At 25.7% G+C, this 17,429-nt stretch carries 21 protein-coding genes and 2 tRNA genes; 7 read left to right on the forward strand and 16 right to left on the reverse strand.

The features are described 5' to 3' along the window. Positions 1–302: 302 nt before the first annotated feature. Positions 303–1,862, forward strand: a complete 1,560-nt coding sequence (locus C7380_RS11820) for an Rqc2 family fibronectin-binding protein (RefSeq protein WP_109606193.1) — start codon at positions 303–305, stop codon at positions 1,860–1,862. Between the two features lie 10 nt (positions 1,863–1,872). On the opposite strand, the gene C7380_RS11825 is transcribed toward C7380_RS11820, so the two are convergent. From C7380_RS11825 to C7380_RS11850, 6 genes are all read right to left on the reverse strand, one after another. Then, positions 1,873–2,673 (reverse strand): Cof-type HAD-IIB family hydrolase, encoded by an 801-nt coding sequence (locus C7380_RS11825; protein ID WP_109606195.1) that lies wholly within the window; start codon positions 2,671–2,673, stop codon positions 1,873–1,875. A gap of 141 nt (positions 2,674–2,814) precedes the next feature. Further along, a complete protein-coding gene (locus C7380_RS11830; RefSeq protein WP_109606198.1) occupies positions 2,815–3,849 on the reverse strand; it encodes an extracellular solute-binding protein in 1,035 nt (344 codons plus the stop codon). A 14-nt stretch (positions 3,850–3,863) separates the two neighbouring features. Then, on the reverse strand, positions 3,864–4,640 hold the full coding sequence (locus C7380_RS11835; protein WP_109606200.1) for an ABC transporter permease: 777 nt from the start codon (positions 4,638–4,640) through the stop codon (positions 3,864–3,866). Then, complete coding sequence (locus tag C7380_RS11840) at positions 4,637–5,476, reverse strand: ABC transporter permease (protein ID WP_109606201.1); 840 nt, start codon at positions 5,474–5,476, stop codon at positions 4,637–4,639. Before C7380_RS11840 ends, C7380_RS11835 begins: the two co-directional genes overlap by 4 nt. Then, positions 5,473–6,585, reverse strand: a complete 1,113-nt coding sequence (locus C7380_RS11845) for an ABC transporter ATP-binding protein (protein WP_109606203.1) — start codon at positions 6,583–6,585, stop codon at positions 5,473–5,475. The genes C7380_RS11840 and C7380_RS11845 overlap by 4 nt, the downstream gene beginning before the upstream one ends. 100 nt (positions 6,586–6,685) lie before the next feature. Beyond that, positions 6,686–7,867: a phospholipase D-like domain-containing protein gene (locus tag C7380_RS11850; protein ID WP_109606205.1), complete on the reverse strand. Its 1,182-nt coding sequence runs from the start codon at positions 7,865–7,867 to the stop codon at positions 6,686–6,688. Between the two features lie 136 nt (positions 7,868–8,003). Between C7380_RS11850 and C7380_RS11855 the strand changes: the two genes are divergently transcribed. Together C7380_RS11855 and C7380_RS11860 are read left to right on the forward strand one after the other, a co-directional pair. Beyond that, complete coding sequence (locus tag C7380_RS11855) at positions 8,004–9,413, forward strand: TldD/PmbA family protein (RefSeq protein WP_158274900.1); 1,410 nt, start codon at positions 8,004–8,006, stop codon at positions 9,411–9,413. Next, on the forward strand, positions 9,410–10,738 hold the full coding sequence (locus C7380_RS11860) for a TldD/PmbA family protein (RefSeq protein ID WP_109606209.1): 1,329 nt from the start codon (positions 9,410–9,412) through the stop codon (positions 10,736–10,738). The genes C7380_RS11855 and C7380_RS11860 overlap by 4 nt, the downstream gene beginning before the upstream one ends. 36 nt (positions 10,739–10,774) lie before the next feature. Here C7380_RS11860 and rplT read toward each other — a convergent pair whose 3' ends face one another. From rplT to yfcE, 9 genes are all read right to left on the reverse strand, one after another. Then, positions 10,775–11,131, reverse strand: coding sequence for a 50S ribosomal protein L20 (rplT, locus tag C7380_RS11865; RefSeq protein ID WP_109606211.1), 357 nt, complete (start codon positions 11,129–11,131; stop codon positions 10,775–10,777). Positions 11,132–11,149: 18 nt separating this feature from the next. Further along, positions 11,150–11,353, reverse strand: a complete 204-nt coding sequence (rpmI, locus tag C7380_RS11870; RefSeq protein ID WP_109606214.1) for a 50S ribosomal protein L35 — start codon at positions 11,351–11,353, stop codon at positions 11,150–11,152. Positions 11,354–11,377: 24 nt separating this feature from the next. Beyond that, positions 11,378–11,905 (reverse strand): translation initiation factor IF-3, encoded by a 528-nt coding sequence (gene infC, locus C7380_RS11875; protein ID WP_109606216.1) that lies wholly within the window; start codon positions 11,903–11,905, stop codon positions 11,378–11,380. A gap of 170 nt (positions 11,906–12,075) precedes the next feature. After that, positions 12,076–12,151: transfer RNA gene (locus C7380_RS11880), tRNA-Lys, on the reverse strand. Positions 12,152–12,227: 76 nt separating this feature from the next. Beyond that, positions 12,228–12,422 carry an FmdB family zinc ribbon protein gene (locus tag C7380_RS11885; RefSeq protein ID WP_109606218.1) on the reverse strand — a complete coding sequence of 65 codons (195 nt, stop codon included), beginning with the start codon at positions 12,420–12,422 and terminating at the stop codon, positions 12,228–12,230. Positions 12,423–12,485: 63 nt separating this feature from the next. After that, the gene (locus C7380_RS11890; RefSeq protein WP_109606220.1) at positions 12,486–13,118 is read right to left on the reverse strand and encodes an N-glycosylase/DNA lyase; all 633 of its coding nucleotides are present in this window, start codon (positions 13,116–13,118) and stop codon (positions 12,486–12,488) included. A gap of 14 nt (positions 13,119–13,132) precedes the next feature. Beyond that, positions 13,133–13,831, reverse strand: a complete 699-nt coding sequence (locus C7380_RS11895; RefSeq protein ID WP_109606223.1) for a hypothetical protein — start codon at positions 13,829–13,831, stop codon at positions 13,133–13,135. A 14-nt stretch (positions 13,832–13,845) separates the two neighbouring features. Next, positions 13,846–14,928 (reverse strand): MFS transporter, encoded by a 1,083-nt coding sequence (locus C7380_RS11900; RefSeq protein ID WP_109606225.1) that lies wholly within the window; start codon positions 14,926–14,928, stop codon positions 13,846–13,848. Positions 14,929–14,941: 13 nt separating this feature from the next. After that, the gene (gene yfcE / locus C7380_RS11905) at positions 14,942–15,502 is read right to left on the reverse strand and encodes a phosphodiesterase (RefSeq protein ID WP_158274902.1); all 561 of its coding nucleotides are present in this window, start codon (positions 15,500–15,502) and stop codon (positions 14,942–14,944) included. A 188-nt stretch (positions 15,503–15,690) separates the two neighbouring features. Between yfcE and C7380_RS11910 the strand changes: the two genes are divergently transcribed. From C7380_RS11910 to C7380_RS11925, 4 genes are read left to right on the forward strand one after another with little or no spacing between them, the layout of a single operon-like run. Next, the gene (locus C7380_RS11910; protein ID WP_109606229.1) at positions 15,691–16,146 is read left to right on the forward strand and encodes a hypothetical protein; all 456 of its coding nucleotides are present in this window, start codon (positions 15,691–15,693) and stop codon (positions 16,144–16,146) included. A gap of 2 nt (positions 16,147–16,148) precedes the next feature. Then, complete coding sequence (locus C7380_RS11915) at positions 16,149–16,532, forward strand: hypothetical protein (protein WP_109606231.1); 384 nt, start codon at positions 16,149–16,151, stop codon at positions 16,530–16,532. A 17-nt stretch (positions 16,533–16,549) separates the two neighbouring features. Then, a complete protein-coding gene (gatC, locus tag C7380_RS11920) occupies positions 16,550–16,843 on the forward strand; it encodes an Asp-tRNA(Asn)/Glu-tRNA(Gln) amidotransferase subunit GatC (RefSeq protein ID WP_109606233.1) in 294 nt (97 codons plus the stop codon). A 3-nt stretch (positions 16,844–16,846) separates the two neighbouring features. Continuing rightward, entirely contained in the window at positions 16,847–17,185 is a 339-nt protein-coding gene (locus C7380_RS11925; RefSeq protein ID WP_109606234.1) for a YraN family protein, read from the forward strand. Positions 17,186–17,242: 57 nt separating this feature from the next. On the opposite strand, the gene C7380_RS11930 is transcribed toward C7380_RS11925, so the two are convergent. Further along, positions 17,243–17,317 (reverse strand) — tRNA-Arg (locus tag C7380_RS11930). Positions 17,318–17,429 lie beyond the last annotated feature (112 nt).

Raw genomic sequence — 17,429 nt, forward strand, 5'->3', positions numbered from 1 at the left:
TTGCTATATCTACTCCCACTACTAATGTTTTTTCATCCACTTGTTTTATTTTATTATTTTGTGTATAATTCATTTAGGTTCCTCCTTTGTAAAATATTTGATGGATTCTTGTTACACTTTTATTTTACGGGGAGGTTCCTTTTTTTTCAACCTCTTTCTTTTTTTATTTCAGGAATGCTCCTAAATAATTTATAATATATTTTTTATAATTTTATTTTCTTATCTTAATTATACAGTAAACAATTTATATTGCTATGTATTTTTTGATATAATTATATTATATTAATATTGGAGATGATTAAATGCCTTTAGATGGACTAGTTTTTCATAAATTAATAAATGAAATAAAAGAAAATTGTTTGGGAAGTAGTATAAGAAATATTTATCAACCTATTAATTCTGAAGTTCTTATTCAACTTAGAAATAATAATATTCTTTTTTCTTTGAATAATCCTGCTTATATAATGCTTTTAAAAGATAAACCCGAAGTCCCTGAAAATCCTGTGAATTTTTCTCAATATTTGAGAAAATCTATAAAAGGATTTAAAATAAAAAATATTGTACAATTATCTATGGATAGAACAGGTTATATAGAATTAGAAGGATTTAATTTAATAGGAGATTTAAAAAAATACAGACTATATTTTGAACTGATGGGTAGAAATTCAAATTTGATACTTGTTAACTCTGAAAATAAAATAGAAGATGCTTTAAAAAAATATAATGAAAATCTTAGAACTATTCTTCCAGGAGCTAAATTTGTACCATTCTTTGATGATTCTAAAAAAAATTTTCTCTTGGATCATTCTAATATAGATGATTTATTTGTTGGTTTTTCTAAAAAATCTTATAAATTTCTTAAATATAATGGTTTAGACAAAACTTTGAAATCATTGGGAAATAATAAATTATATTTTTTTAAAGAAGATAATAAATATGATGTATCAGCTATAAAACCTATAAAAGAAGATTTTGAATTACTTGATCCTTCGGTAGCCATATTGAAATTATTTGAGTTTTCATCAAATCAATCAAGAATTATACATTTAAAAAAAGATTTAGAAAAAATAATAATTAAAGAAATAGATAAAAATGAAAATCTTAAATATAAGCTTTTAAATGATATTTCAGAGGAAAAAAATATAGAAGATTTGATAAATAAGGGAGAACTTTTGCAAACATATATTTTTAAAGCAAAAAGAGGTGACTCTTATATAGATGTTTCAGATTGGAATAATGGAAAAACTTTTAGAATAGAACTCGATCCATTAAAAAATCCTTCTACCAATCTTGAAAATTATTTTAAAAAAATAAAAAAAATAAAAACTAGAGTCATAATTTCGAAAAAGAGATTGCGTAAAACTGAAAATATTCTCGATTATCTTTATCAATTACTATTAACAATTGAAGAATCAGAAGACATAGATAATTTATCAGATATACGCGAAGAAATGTTTGAAGAAGGTCTGTTAAAAAAAGATAAGAAGTTAAAAAGAAAAAATAATAAGATCTCTTTTAAAACTTTTAAATTTAAAGATTTTGATATATTCATAGGAAAAAATAATAAGCAAAATGATGAATTGACAAGAAATGCTTCTAAAGAAGATATTTGGTTACATACACATAATATTCCAGGTTCACATGCAATAATAAAATCTGCTGGAAAGATTGTTCCTGACGATGTTATAGAATATGCAGCTTCATTAGAAGCTTCATTTTCAAAAGCTAAAATGTCTTATAATGTTCCTGTAGACTTCACAACAAGAGATAATGTTTGGAAACCAAAAGGTTCCAAACCCGGAATGTGGCTTTATAAAAACTATAAAACTATAATAGTAAATCCAAAAAAATCCGACACTTAACTGTGTCGGATTAATTATAAAAAATTTTGTAAAGTTCTTCATAAACCCCATTTTCGTCATTGTCTTTTTCTGATAAATTCGAAAATTTTTCTAATAATAATTCATCTGAATTTTTCATGGCTATGCCAAGCCCACTATATTTTAACATTTCATAATCATTCATACTATTTCCCATCGTTATTATTTCTTCATTTTTTATTCCTTTCATTTTTGCATAATAAGATACACCAGAATATTTATTAACTCCATCTGCCATTATTTCTACGGAATGAGGTGTTGAATGAGTTAATGATAATGACATTCCTTCTTCTTTTATAAATTTTTCAAGATGTGCTATATTATCCATATAATCCCTAAATATTACCATCTGAGGATCTCTTTCTATTTTATTTATAAGATTTTTTGATATCATATGAGGAATTTCATATTGTTGAAAAAGATTTACAAGAAAATCAGATTTTTCATTTAAATAAATCATACTATCTTCATAAACAGTTACATTTATTTTATTTTGTATACCAAATTTTAAAAGTTTTTCTGTTTCTTCAATCTTTATAGACTTAGAATAAATTGATTTTTCTTCTTTTAAGTCTTTTATAATAGCACCATTAGAACATATCATATGTATTGGAAGATCTAATATTTTTCCATATTGCTTGGAAGTTAAAAATGTTCTTCCCGTTGCTATTATAATTTCTATACCATCTTGATGAAGAGATCTCAATATTTCTATATTTTTTTGTGATATTTCAGACTTATTGTTTAAAAGTGTTCCATCGAGATCTAAAGCAACCATTTTATACTTTGACACATAATCACCTCTGTTTATTTTATTTTATTTTCATTATAATATTAACTTATACTCTTTAAAGATTTATTCAATTTAAGTAAAAAATAAAAACCGGAATAAATCAAGTATTTTTTATACTCAATATTATTCCAGTTTTGTTCTTTAATTTAATTTTATTTTTTGCCAGATTTGATTATATATTTCAACGTTTTCTCCTAAATCTTCTTTGAATTCATTGTTTTTAAGATCTGCTATTGAATATTTAGGTGTTATTTCTCTAATTTCTCTTGATTTTATATTTATAGAAGGCAATTCTAAATAATCTACTATTTTTGCATATATATCAGGTCTTTGTATAAAATTTAAAAATTTATATCCAAGTTCTTTGTTTTTTGAACTTTTTAACATAACCATTGAATCCATATACATTGCTCCACCACTTTTAGGTATAAAATAATCTATATTTTCTCTCATATTTTCTTCAAGTTCTAAAAATATATTTTCTGCATAGCCTTGAACTATCCAAAATTCTCCAGTTGAGAATCCCTTTGCAAAAGATTCTGCATCAAATTTTAAAATATTTTCCTTCCATTTGTTTACAAGATTTGCGGCTTCTTCTAATTGTCTTTTATCCTTTGTATTAACTGAATAATCCAAAGTTTTTAATGCTGCTCCCAAAACTTCTCTCATATCATCGAGCATTGTCATTCTATTTTTATATCTTTCATCAAGAAATATATCCCAATCTTTTTCATAGTTTTTTACATATGTTTTATTAACTGCTATTCCTGCTGCACCTAAAACATATGGAACTGAATAAAACAAACCTTCATCATACTTAATCTTCTTTAAAACTTCATTATCTAAATATTTCATATTCGGTATTTTTTCTTTATCCAATTTCTCAAGTAAATCTAACTTTATCATTATAGAAGTATAATCTCCAGAAGGAAATACTATATCATACCCTACTCCGCCTGTTATCATTATTTTTGCAAACATTTCTTCATTTGATGCAAAAACATCGTAAATTACTTTAACATCATATTCTTTTTCAAATTCTCTAAGAACTTCATTTGGAATATAATAAGACCAATTGAAAATATATAATTTTTCTTTATTATCTATAAGATTTAAAGTAATTATCAAACCAAATGATATAAGAATTAATAATGTCATCACCCATTTTATTTTCATCTAAATCCCTTTCCTTAAAATAAATATTTAAAAAATCTTCTGGTAGATACAGCCAATATAATCGTTCCAAATATCATAACTACGGATAATGCATTTATAACCGGTGATACTCCAAATCTGATCATTGAATATATTTGTAATGGTAATGTTGTCGAGCCTGGTCCAGAAACAAAAAAAGTTATTACAAAATCATCTATAGAAAGTGTTACAGTCATCAATATCGATGATATTATAGCGGGTTTTAAAACAGGCATCATAACTTTAGTTAAAGCCTGAATTTCTGTTGCTCCTAAATCATAAGATGCTTCTATTAATGAATAATCTATATCTTCCATGGCCGATAAAGCGATAAATAATACATAGGGAATGTTAAATGTAGTATGAGCTATAAATATCGTAAATAAACCCAATCTCATCTTTAATACTCCAAATAAAATTAATAATGAAACTCCAACGATGATATCTGGCATTACAAGAGAAACATAAGAAATTTTTTGAATTACATTTTTATTCTTTAAAGAATGCCATTTTAAGCCTATTGCAGCTATTGTACCTATAATCGTTGAAAATAAAGCTGAAGTTATAGCTATTGTAATGGAATTAAAAAATGCCTTCCAGATTTCACCAGAATTGGTAAAAAGTTCTTTATACCATTTTAAAGAAAATCCATTCCAATGCATACTTTTAGATGAATTAAAAGAATAAATTAAAAGAGTTATTATAGGTGTATAAAAGAATATAAAAGTTATTATCAATATAATAAGGGAAAATATTCTTCTCTCTTTTTTCATAATACCACTTTCTTCTTTTTATCATTTTTATTCATAAATATTAATATACCTGATACAGTTATTATAGTTATAAAAACTGAGATAGCAGAAGCAAGAGGCCAATTTCTTGTTATCATTAGTTCTCTTGATATCACATTACCAATCATCATTGAATTTATCCCACCAACGAGTTGAGGTATAGCATAATTTCCAAATGCAGGTATAAAAGTAAATATCATAGCTGTATATATACCAGTTTTTATATTTGGCAAAAAAACTTTAAAAATACTTTCGCTTTTAGTAGCCCCAAGATCTCTCGCTGCTTCGAGTAATGAAAAATCAAATTTTTCTATCGTCGAAAATAGTGGCAGTATTGCATATGGTAAATACGTGTAAACCATTACAGTTATTATAGATCCATTATTATATAGAAACATCAAATAATCATCTATTATTCTAAACTTCAATAATATTTGATTTAATAGTCCATTATTCCCCAAAATAGCAATCCATGAATATATTCTAACCAAAAAATTGGTCCAAAATGGTATTATTATAAAAAATATTAATTTATCTTTATGATTACTTCTTGCTATGTAATAAGCACTTGGTATTGCAAAAAAAATAGTTATTATTGTTGAAACTATAGCAACAAATGATGTATTTAAAAATATTTTTAAAAGTGAAATATCAAACAAATCTATATATGCTTTAAAACTTAATTGCCAATCAACCCCACCATAAAGTGCTTTTTTTAAAAAACTATATATAAATATAATAGTGGTTGGAAGTATAAAAAATAAAGTTGTCCATAATATAAATGGAGTTATATAAGTTATTCCATATTTTTTTTTCATAAATCTACCTCCACTATATAACCATCATTCATATCCCACCATATATAAACATCTTCATACCAATCAATTATTCCTTCATCAATAATATATTTTGCATGTTGTTTTTGAACATTAAAAGTAAATTTTTCATTTATTTTAATATAATATTTAGTTTGAAATCCTTTATATATCATTTTATCAACTGTACCATTTAAAACATTAAAATCATCCGTTAAACTTAAAGGTTTTTCTTTAGTAATTCTTATTTTTTCTGGTCTTATAGTTACTCTAACTTTTTCATTTATATTTATTTTTTTATCTAAATAAACTTTTAAATTACCAAGATCTTTAACTTCTATTTCAGCACAATTTCCATTTATATCCTTAACTATACCTGTAAAAAAATTTGTTTCTCCTATGAAATTAGCAACAAATGAATTAGAAGGCATTTCATATATTTCATAAGATGTTCCTATCTGTTGTACTTTTCCATTATTCATAACTGCAATTCTATCAGATACGGATAATGCTTCTTGTTGATCATGAGTAACAAATATAAAAGTTATTCCAACTTCATCATGTATTGCATCTAGCTCTAATAACATATGTTGTCTTAACTGAGCATCAAGTGCGCTTAAAGGTTCATCAAGAAGTAATATTCTAGGTTCATTCACGAGTGCTCTGGCTATCGCAACTCTTTGTTTTTGTCCTCCAGATAATTGATTTGGTTTTTTATTTATATGTTCATTCAATTTTACTAAGTCTAAGTATTTTTTTACTGCAAAATCTATATCTTTTTCATTCATTTTTTTTAATCTCAATGGAAAAGCAATATTTTCATATACATTTAAATGTGGAAATAATGCATAATTTTGAAATATAGTATTCACTTTTCTTTTATTTGGAGGAAGCTTCAAAAGATCTTCACCATCCATATATATATGTCCGTTGGTTGGCTCTAAAAATCCTCCTATCATTCTTAAAAGGGTTGTTTTCCCACAACCTGAAGGTCCTAATAAAGAAAAAATTTCTCCAGACTTAATTTCAAGGTTTACATCATCCAAAGCAACAAAATCGTCTTCATAATAAATTTTATTAAGATTCTCAATCTTAATAGAGCTTCCTTTCAAATTATTACCCTCCCATCTTTCATATATGTTTAATGATAAAACAAGGGTAATTATACACTTTTATAGATTTCTATTGTATTAAAATGTGAATGTATTCTAATTACAAATTGTAAATATTCCAATATCTTTTAAATTCTTTAATATATTCTTCTGAAATTTCTGAACTATGTATTATAATAGAATTTTCATCATTCTTGTTTTGTGCAGAATTAGTAAAATTAAAAGAACCAGTTAAAACTTTTTTTTCATCAAAAATAATAACTTTATGATGAAATACTTTTGAATTTTTATCTACTATAACTTCTACATTTTCAGATTTTAATTGTTCCCAAGTAGACCACTTTGAACCAGCTTGAAAATTTTCCATTATTACTTTAACTTCTACCCCCCTATTTTTAGCTTTAATTAAAGCATCTGCTATTTCTTTATCTGTAAAAGTAAATATCATAACATATATATTCTTTTCTGAACTATTTATAAGATCTATTATTCTTTGCTTAAGATTATCCTCTGGTGTAAAATAAGATTCTATATACCCACTATTAAAATCAAATTTATTATTTAATTTTTTACCATTATTTTTTTTACCAAATAATTCATCATAAAATTGTTCTTCAAATTCAAGAATATAATTTTCTATTAAATCATTATTATATATAAATATCATATTATTTGAATTATAATTCAACCCATTATTTGTTAGATTTGTACTTCCCGTTATGAGACAATATCCATCTATTATTATAAATTTATTATGCATTAATGCATAATTAGAATCATATTTGAGTTCTATATTATCTTCTTTTTCAAGCATACTTGAATAAGTATTTTGATTTTGTGATTCTAAAACTATTTTTATATATATTCCATCTCTAGAAAGATCTTTTAATGTTTGAACTATCTCTATATTATCTATATCATAAATACTCATATAAATATACTTTTTAGCTTTTTTTAATTCTTCAATAAAAATTTTTTGATTATAAATATTTTTTTCTGAAGTGTTTTCATCATAAAATAATATTGTAGAATCTTTAGTCGGTTTTATTGTGATATTCCATGTATCTTCGCCAAGATTAAATGTATAAAAGTTTTTACTTCCACCAGCTCTAAAAAAAAATTCATTATTTTTATAATATGCAGATGGTATTTTATTTAAATCATCATATTTTAAATTTTTAAAATTTAAAATATCCCCTTTTTGTAAAAACAGGTCAAAGGTTGATGAAAAAGCAAATATAAAAACAAAAATAATATAAAAAACTAAAAAAAATTTTTTCATTTTAATTCCTCCCAATATTATAAAGTTTATATTATATATTATAATATTTTTATTTATATATTTATTAGTTTGATTTTTAATTTATTGAATAGTATAATTTTAATAAGTTATATAAACTAATTAAGGAGGGATAAAATTGAATTTATCTCATGAAGAGTATTCGGATATTCTAAACAAAGCTTTAAGCAATGGTGGAGAATATGCCGAAATTTTTTTCGAAGAAGTTTATTCAAACTTCATAATATATGATAATGGGAAATTTGAAGGATCTAATTTTTCAAGCAGAAAGGGTGCCAGTTTAAGAGTTGTAGATGGTGATGAGACTATATTTGCTCATACAAATAATCCAAATTATGAAAATTTATTGCAATTATCTGAAAATTTATCTAAAAGTGCCTCTTCTATGTTTAAAAAAAATAATATTAAAATTGAAAATTTTGAAAAGCTTGAAGATAGAGGTCTCAATGATTATGATATTAATTTTAATGATATTGGTATGAATCAAAAAATTGAAAAAATAAACTTAGCTGTAAACACTTGTAAAGAGTATGATTCAAGAATAAAACAAATTACAGTAAGATATGGCGATACTCAAAGAAAAGTAAAAATAATAAATTCAGAAGGTAAAATTGTAGAAGATATAAGAAATTATCCTATTTTTTATGTCGTAACAATAGCCAAAAATGAAAATGATGAAATGTTTACAGGATTATCTGGAAATTCTGAAAATAAAGGATTTGAATTTTTTACAGATGAAATGATAATAAAAGCTTCTAAAGAAGCTTGTAATCAAGCTATTGTTCAATTAGAAGGCGAGGATGCTCCGGCAGGAGAGTTTACTGTTATTTTATCAGCCGAAGCAGGTGGTACTATGGTTCATGAGGCTTGTGGACATGGAATGGAAGCTGATTTAGTACTTTCAGGATCTGTTTATAGAGACAAAGTTGGTAAAAAAATAGCTTCTGAAAAAATAACCGTCATCGATGATGGAACATTACCTAATAAAAGAGGAACTTTGAATTATGATGATGAATGTAATAAAACAGAAAAAACAGTATTAATAGAAAACGGTGTGTTAAAAGGTTATATGCATTCAAGAATTACAGCTAAAAAATTTGGCGTTGAACCTACTGGTAATGGTAGAAGAGAAACTTATATGCATTTGCCTATAGTTAGAATGAGAAATACTTTAATAGCCCCTGGAAAAGATGACCCAGATGAAATTTTAAAATCTGTGGAAAATGGCATCTTCGTAAAAAAAATGGGTGGTGGACAAGTAGATGTAATATCTGGAGATTTCCAATTTGGAATAAGTGAAGGTTATTTAATAGAAAATGGAAAGCTTACAAAAGCAATAAGAGGAGCTTCTCTCGTTGGTAATGGACTAAAAGTATTACAAAGCATAGATATGGTGGGAAATGATTTAGGCTTTGCAGTAGGAACATGTGGAAAAGATGGTCAAGGTGCTCCTGTTTCTGATGCCCAACCAACAGTAAGAATACCTAAAATGGTTGTAGGTGGAGTTGTAAAAGGAGGAGACAAATGATGAAGGATATACTTTTAAATATCTGTGAAAATACTAAACAAAAAGGATTTGATGTACAAATAAATGTTTTCATAAGTAAAGAAAAAAAAGCTTCTTTTTCTAATCAAAAATTGGAAGAATTATCCGAAGGAGAAAAAGGTACAGCAGGAATAAAATTGATAAATAAAGATGGAAAGAAAAGTACTTCAACTACTAATATAATAACTGAAGAAGGTATAAAAGAAGCTATTGAAAAAGCTATTGAAATGAATGAATTTTCCGAAGAAGATTCTGGAAATATAATTTCAGATCAAAAAGATTTTGAATTTATGGACTGGACTTATGATAAAACAACTGCTGAAATTGAATTAAATGATATCATTGAAATGGCTAAAGAACTTGAGAAAAAAGCTTTATCTTTAGATGATAAAATAAAATTTGTAAGAGGATCTTCTGTAGAAACTTCTACTATAAGAAATTATTTTGTTAATTCAAATAAAGTTTTTAAGCAATCTTATTTTACAGTTGCAGAAGCTTCAATAACTTTAGCAGCTATTTATGAAGAAGATTCATCCATGGGTTTCGATTTTGATGTACAATCTAGCATAAGAAATATTAACTTGGATAGAATTGCAAAAAATGCTTGTGAAAAAGCCCTAAGTGGTTTAAATTCAACTCTTTTAAATTCTGGAAGATATGATATAATTCTTTCTCCTTTTGCAAGCGCTATGTTGTTGAGTGTATTATCAACTCCATTATCTGGCGAAAGTGTTTATAAAGGAAAATCATTTTTGGGGGGTAAACTTGAAAAACAAATTGCTTCAAAAAAAGTTACCTTATTGCATGATCCTATGAATGGTTCTGCCCCAATAATGCAATCATATGATAATGAAGGAATAAATACTTCAAGATTTAATTTTATAGAAAAAGGTGTTCTTAAAAATTTCGCTCATAATCTTTATTCTGCAAAAAAACTCGGAATGAAACCAACAGGAAATGCTTTTGCTTCATCTAATTCTGGAATTCCAATAATTTCTACAATAAATATGCATCTCATGTCAACAAGTACAAGAAAAAATATAATAAATAAAGAAAAAGCTTTATATATAACACAAATGATGGGATTACACACCGCTGATCCTATATCAGGAAGATTCTCAATTCAAATTAGCGGTCAATTGATTGAAAATGGAGAATTCACTAAAAGTTTCAGAGGTATGACACTTGCTGGAACTTTATCAGAACTCTTAGAAAATATAGAAGAAATTGGTTCCGATTTTAAATATATGGGATCCATTGCAGGTTCAACAACTTTGATAAAAAATATGAGTATCGGTGGAAAATAAAAAGAATAACTCTCTGTTAAAAAACAGAGAGTTATTTTATACTTTTAATGCTTCTTTTGCTATATTTACGTATTCTTTAAAAGATTCCATATCTGTAGCTGCTATTTCAGCTAACATTTTTCTATTTATATTAACATTAGCTAATTTCAAACCATGAATTAATTCATTATATTTCATGCCTTCCATTCTTGCTGCTGCATTTATTCTTGTAACCCATAATCTTCTGTAATTTCTCTTTTTCTTTTTTCTATCAGCATATTCAAAATTTCCATTTCTTAAATATTGTTCTTTAGCTAATGTATATCTTCTACTTAAAGCACCTCTATAACCTTTAGCTGCTTTTAATATCTTCTTTCTCTTTTTTCTTGCGTTAACAGCTCTTTTTACTCTCATCAGTACCTCTCCCTTCTATTATCTTAGTCCTAATATTCTTTTAGCTTCTTTTTCGAATGATGCATTAATTTCAACTGGTCTCTTCAATCTTCTCATTTTTGAATTTGTTTTTTTACCTGTATTATGTCCAGTATGACTTCTATGTCTTACAACTTTTCCAGAACCGGTAACTTTATATCTTTTTTTTGCAGCACTTTTTGTTTTAATTTTTATCTTTGCCATATTGCTTCCTCCTTTAATTGAGCCTTAATTATTTTCAGCTTTTATTGGTTCAAGGAATATGTCCATATCTCTTCCAACCATTTTAGCAGGTCTAGATAATTTTCCATATTCAGAAGTTTCTTCAATAATTCTATCAATTAACTCTTTTCCTTTGTCTTTGAACATAATATCTCTACCCAAAAACATTATTACTGCTCTAACTTTTTGACCTTCTTTCAAAAAATCATTTATCTTTCTGACCTTAGTATCAAAATCATGATCATCGATTCTAAGTCTAAATTTCATCTCTTTAACAACTTGCTTTTTCTGATTTTTTTTAGCTTCTTTCTCTCTTTTTTCTTTCTCATAAAGATATTTACCCAGGTCCATAATCTTAGCAACAGGTGGCTTAGCAGTTGGTGCAACCAAAACTAAATCGAGTCCAGCTTCTCTTGCTTTTATTAAAGCTTCTTTTGTAGGAGTTACGCCCAATTTTTCACCTTCAGCGTCGATCAACAGTACTTTAGGAACTTTTATCTTTTCATTCCTAATAACTTTATTCTTATCGCTTATAAGAAATCACCATCCTTTGATTTATAAATAAAATACGGGTGACGAAAACGTCACCCGTATTATTGTATATAAGGCTTATATTATATCTAAATTGATTACCTCTGACGGCTTTATGCCCGGGGTGGGAAGTTCAACGTTACGGGTGACTTCCACTTTAAATTGAAATTATATGGTGGGCCATGCAGGATTCGAACCTGCGGCCTACTGATTAAGAGTCAGCCGCTCTACCAACTGAGCTAATGGCCCATTTACCCAATCCGTGTTTAATTATACAGCACAGATAAAATTTTGTCAAGAAAAACTTATTTCGGTTTCGTTAACATTATTTAGCAGCTGAACTCTTCTTGGAGTCGTTTATATAGTATCCGCTACCTTTGAATGAAATCCCAACATTTCCTATAACTCTTTCTGCTTTTTCACCACATTCTTCACATTTTATATCAGGTCTTTCATTCATAGAATGTATGGTAGTGAACTCATGTCCGCATTTGGTACATCTATATCTATAAATAGGCATTGATACTTACCTCCCTTCAAAAAAATTTTAGCATTATTTTTTTTATTTTTTGTTAAAATAAAGTTATTTATCTATGCTTCCTTTTGCTAAATACCAAAGATATAAATCTAATTTTCCCATATCTTCTCCAAATTTTTTTGATAAAGGTATAAGTCTTTGTTCCATATTTATATATTTTTTTTCATTCCAACCAGATTTAGGTAGCTCATTTATAAGATTCGATTTTAACATTATTCTCATTATATGCTTATCTAAAATAGCTAAATTTTTTTCTCCTGTATTTCTAAGAAAATGGCTGGCTTCTTTCCATCCAATCCCTTTGACATTCTTAGCTATATATTTTCTAATTTCAAATGGATTATTATTTTTTAGCATATTTTTTAATTCTGGAATAATCCATCTGTTTTCAATTATGTACTTAGTTCTTGTGTTTGGAAATCTATGTCCTACTTCTTTCATTTTCTTATTCAAATCTTCATAACTTAGATGAGCAAATCCTTCTTTTCCTATATAAGTTTGTGCTTTTATACCACCTTTCGATGTCCAATTTGCCGTCATTACACAAAAACTAAGTTCTGAAAATAAGTCCAAAGAATCTCCATTTTCTCCCAAATCCTCAAATTCTTTAAATCTATTTTCAACATCAATTTTTATAATTGGTTTTATTTCATTTAATTCATTTAAAAGATTTTCCATTTAAAAATTCCTTTCTAATCAAATTTTTTAGATGTCACTCTCATAGAATAAAATCCTATAACCATATAAATTATAAATACTATAAACATTGCAAAAAACTCTTGATTTGAAAGTTTATTCATACCAATAGCTATATCATTATTTCCTATTTTTAAACCTGCATAGGTTTCAAGAATATAAAAAGTATAAAAAGACATCAAAAAAGCACCAAATATAACAGATAATCCTGATATTATTTTTTCATAATTTTTTGAAATTATTAGAGCAAGTATAATACCAATAATCGCAAAGAAAATCCATGGTATATATTCAGAATTTATTGGAATATCTTTTAACCATTTACTATCCTTTGTAATTAAAAATGTTCCTATATTATATCCTAAAAAACCTCCAAGCAAAAGTCCTCCTATAGACATTGCAAGCTTCACTATGCTATAAAATATCATTCCAAAAACAAAACTTACTATTAAATATATAACAAATTTATAATCGGAATATTGATCTATTAAATTTCTAATTTGTTCTAATTTCAAAAGATATGGAATCAAAAATGAATATGCTCCAAAAAAACCTATAAAAAATATAGAAATTTTTGATGATAACTTAGCAAAAAAAGTAAGAAATATAGCTATTGGTAACAAAACCCATATTGAAGTAATTAAAACGTCATAATAAGATAGCAGTAAAGAAGTTGCACCCTTCAATTCTTCCATAAAATTCACCTCTTTTAATCTTTTTCAGAAAATAATAATCCAGTTGAAACTATAGTTAAAGCTGAAAGTAATATAAACAAATTTGGTATTGCCATAGCTGCTAAATAAGGTCCAAAAATATTTCCGCTTATCCTCAAAGAAGAAAAAAATGACATTCCAGTATTTTCAAACCCTTTAGATAAAACAGACGCGTATTCACTGCTCATAGTAAGAGATAGTCCCAAAAAAATACCTCCTATAAATAAAATAGATAAAAATATAATGGGATTATCTATGAAAAGATATGAAATAAATAATATAATTCCTGTGAATATAGGCATAATTTTTTTAATTCCTATTAATTTATGCTTAGCAAAATTACCTATCATAAGACCAACCGAAAATAAAGAAGCTATTACTTTTCCCAAAATAGCATTTTCGTATATTTGTTCAACATATATAGGTAAGACTACTTGTAAAGCAACTATAGATATTAAAACAGAAATACCATAAAAAGTTGCTAATAGTATTAATAAAGAAAATTTTTTAGGTTCTTTTTTGTTTAATACATCAACTTCAAAATTCTTTATTTTTTTAAAAGTAAAAAATAAATAAAATAAGACAATAATAGATAATAAAAAAAGAAATTGTTTAGGATAATATATAAAAAAACTTCCCAAGATCAAAGGTCCTAATATAGCTCCAAGACTGCCCATAATTTCTATATAACCATAAAATTTAGATTTATTTTTTATATTTAAAGATGATTTGGATACTCCCGTAAGAGATATATTATAAAAAACTGGATCAAAAAAGCCTTGAACAGCTCTTAAAATTATACTCAAAATAGGATTATATAGAAAAAAAGATATCAACATAACAATTATACCCCAAAAAAATAAAGATATAGAGTATGTTCTTTTTTCACCATATTTTGATAGGAATTTTCCCCATAATGGTCCTATTATCATTGATACAAGTGGTGTTATAGCTATAAAAGTACTTGCAAAAAATTCAGAATTAAAAATTTCTTTAATTTGTGTAAAAGATGAAGCTATACCAACTTGAGTAAAAACACTAAAAAAAGGTAAGAGTAAAAAAATCCGCAAGCTATCCATTAAAATCCCCCGTTCATTTTTTTAATTCAAAAGAATCATAATAATTATTATTTTCTATATCAATAAGATTTAATTTTATTTTATTATCAAAAATTTCTAAAATGCCACAACTTTTAGGTGTCTGTTCCTTTGGAATAGAAACAGAACCAGGATTAAATATCAAAATATTTTCTTTCTTTTCTATCTTTGAAATATGCGTATGTCCATGTATTAAAATATCCATATTTCTTTCATTTGAAATTTTAATAGCTTCTTCTATCGTAGGTGTCCAACCATGAGTCAACATTAAATTGAACTTACCATAACTTTCAAAGCTCATATATTTTGGTTCTGGTAGATTCAAAACATAATGATCTATTTGAGAATCACAATTTCCAGTAACATAATTATAATTTAATTTATTTAAAATTTCTATACAAACTTTAGGTTCATATTTATATGGCAAATCATTTCTTGCACCATGATATAAAAAATCTCCTAAAATAAAATATTTATCAACATCACCAATACTATTCAAAGCTTTTTCAAGATAAAAAGCTGAACCATGTATATCACTTATAACTCCTATCTTCATAAACATCCTCCTTTTAATATAAAAAATATCAGTATTAAAAATAAGCTTTAAATTTTAACATATTGATATAAAAATTACAATAAATTTAATTTAATTTTTAAACTTCAAAAATTTTTTTATATTAATTATATGTTGTATAATAAATATATATGTACTAAAAATAAATTTATTAATGAGGAGGTTTTTTTATGGGTGGAATGAAAATAAAAGTAGATGAAAGTTTTATAAATGGACTTGTTGATAAAATAATAGAATCGAATACAACTATAAAAGGACTTAAAAATTTAAATGTTGAATTGAAAAATGAAGGTATTCATTTTCAAGTAGAAGTAGAAATTCTTAAAAAATATATGAAATTTGATACTTTATTAAAAATCGTAGATAAACCCGAAGATCTAAAATCTGGAATATTAAAATTAGAACTTTCCGGAGATACTGGAATAAGAAAAATATTAGAAGGGGTTTTTGATATAGCCTCTAAATTCACTCAAGCTTTTTCGTCTGAAGATAATTATATTTCCATAGATCTAAATAAAGTTGATATAAATCCTGTAATAAATTCAACTTTAAAATCACTAAAAATAGATAGTTTTGAAGTAGAAAATGGCTCATTTATTTTAGAATTAAATTATAGGGAGGAATAATTTTGCCTGCTCATTTTGAAATTGATTCTAACACTTCAAAAAAAATTCTTTCTGGAGTTTTAAAAGATAATTCATCAAAGATAATAAAAATGTTATTTGATAAATCTACTAAATTTAAATTTATGAATAATACCATAGAAGTAAAAGTAATAATGTTCAAATTCTTTTTAACTCTTGAAAAATTTCCTTACTCTTTAAATGGAGTATATGAATTTTCTCATAATATACCAATAGATAAAATAAATTTAAAAGATTTACCAAAAAATATCATTATAAATAAAAACAGAATATTTATAAATGTTCCAGAAAATATTATTAGTAAAAATATAGTTTTAAAGAATTTGAAATTTGATGATGATAAAATAATTGTAGATCTATCTTATTAAATAATTGGAGGTAAAAAATGATAAAGATTGATAATGAATTAATAAAAAAACTCGAAAAATTATCCAATATCGAATTAAAAGACAATGAAGAAATCATAATTAAAAATGATCTGAACAATCTTTTAAACTATATGTCTCTTTTAGATAATATCGATGTTTCAGATGAAGAGGAACTTTTTTCACCAATAAAAGACGAATTAAAATCAATAACTCATGAAGATATTCCCGAAAAATTTAAAAGCGATGACATAATAAACAATTTCCCTGAAAAAAATGAGAAATATCTAAAAGTTCCAGGAATTCATAATTAAAACATGAACAATTTAGGAAAAAAATATGAAAAAATAGCTTTCGAATATCTAAAAAAAGAAAAATACAAAATCTTGGAACTAAATTATACGACAAAAATAGGCGAAATCGATATAATAGCTATGAAAAACAAAACTTTAATACTGATAGAAGTCAAAGGTGGAACTAATAAATTTGGTGATCCCGCATATAGGGTAAACAGAAAAAAAATAATTAAAATATCCAAGGTGGGCGAAATCTTTATAAATACTCATAGAGAACTCGATTTTGAAGATGTCCAAATAGATGTTATATCTGTAAATACTGAAGGAATCATAAAACATTTTCAACAACAAAGAATATGAAGAGGCTAAATAAGCCTCTTTTAATTTAAAAAACCGTTCCAAAAAGAACGGTTTTATTGGTGCTCCCAGCAAGAATCGAACTTGCATTTGAGGATTAGGAATCCTCCGTTCTATCCGTTGAACTATGAGAGCTTTCGAATAAATTACAGAATTTATTATACCACAAAAACCTTTATTTGTAAATATTTAAGAAGATAATTAAAAATGAAAAATATAAAAGATTTAAAATTATGAGGTGTTTTTA

The sequence above is a fragment of the Oceanotoga teriensis genome (assembly GCF_003148465.1).
Lineage (GTDB): Bacteria > Thermotogota > Thermotogae > Petrotogales > Petrotogaceae > Oceanotoga > Oceanotoga teriensis.

Coding starts and splice junctions, on each gene's coding strand:
- C7380_RS11830 (WP_109606198.1), bottom strand. CDS start 3,849: ATGAAAATAAAATGGGTGATGACATTATTAATTCTTATATCATTTGGT.
- C7380_RS11850 (WP_109606205.1), bottom strand. CDS start 7,867: ATGAAAAAATTTTTTTTAGTTTTTTATATTATTTTTGTTTTTATATTT.
- rpmI (WP_109606214.1), bottom strand. CDS start 11,353: ATGGCAAAGATAAAAATTAAAACAAAAAGTGCTGCAAAAAAAAGATAT.
- C7380_RS11910 (WP_109606229.1), top strand. CDS start 15,691: ATGGGTGGAATGAAAATAAAAGTAGATGAAAGTTTTATAAATGGACTT.
- rplT (WP_109606211.1), bottom strand. CDS start 11,131: ATGAGAGTAAAAAGAGCTGTTAACGCAAGAAAAAAGAGAAAGAAGATA.
- C7380_RS11885 (WP_109606218.1), bottom strand. CDS start 12,422: ATGCCTATTTATAGATATAGATGTACCAAATGCGGACATGAGTTCACT.
- gatC (WP_109606233.1), top strand. CDS start 16,550: ATGATAAAGATTGATAATGAATTAATAAAAAAACTCGAAAAATTATCC.
- C7380_RS11890 (WP_109606220.1), bottom strand. CDS start 13,118: ATGGAAAATCTTTTAAATGAATTAAATGAAATAAAACCAATTATAAAA.
- C7380_RS11840 (WP_109606201.1), bottom strand. CDS start 5,476: ATGAAAAAAAAATATGGAATAACTTATATAACTCCATTTATATTATGG.
- C7380_RS11900 (WP_109606225.1), bottom strand. CDS start 14,928: ATGGATAGCTTGCGGATTTTTTTACTCTTACCTTTTTTTAGTGTTTTT.
- C7380_RS11820 (WP_109606193.1), top strand. CDS start 303: ATGCCTTTAGATGGACTAGTTTTTCATAAATTAATAAATGAAATAAAA.
- C7380_RS11835 (WP_109606200.1), bottom strand. CDS start 4,640: ATGAAAAAAGAGAGAAGAATATTTTCCCTTATTATATTGATAATAACT.
- yfcE (WP_158274902.1), bottom strand. CDS start 15,502: ATGAAGATAGGAGTTATAAGTGATATACATGGTTCAGCTTTTTATCTT.
- C7380_RS11895 (WP_109606223.1), bottom strand. CDS start 13,831: ATGGAAGAATTGAAGGGTGCAACTTCTTTACTGCTATCTTATTATGAC.
- C7380_RS11925 (WP_109606234.1), top strand. CDS start 16,847: ATGAACAATTTAGGAAAAAAATATGAAAAAATAGCTTTCGAATATCTA.
- C7380_RS11860 (WP_109606209.1), top strand. CDS start 9,410: ATGATGAAGGATATACTTTTAAATATCTGTGAAAATACTAAACAAAAA.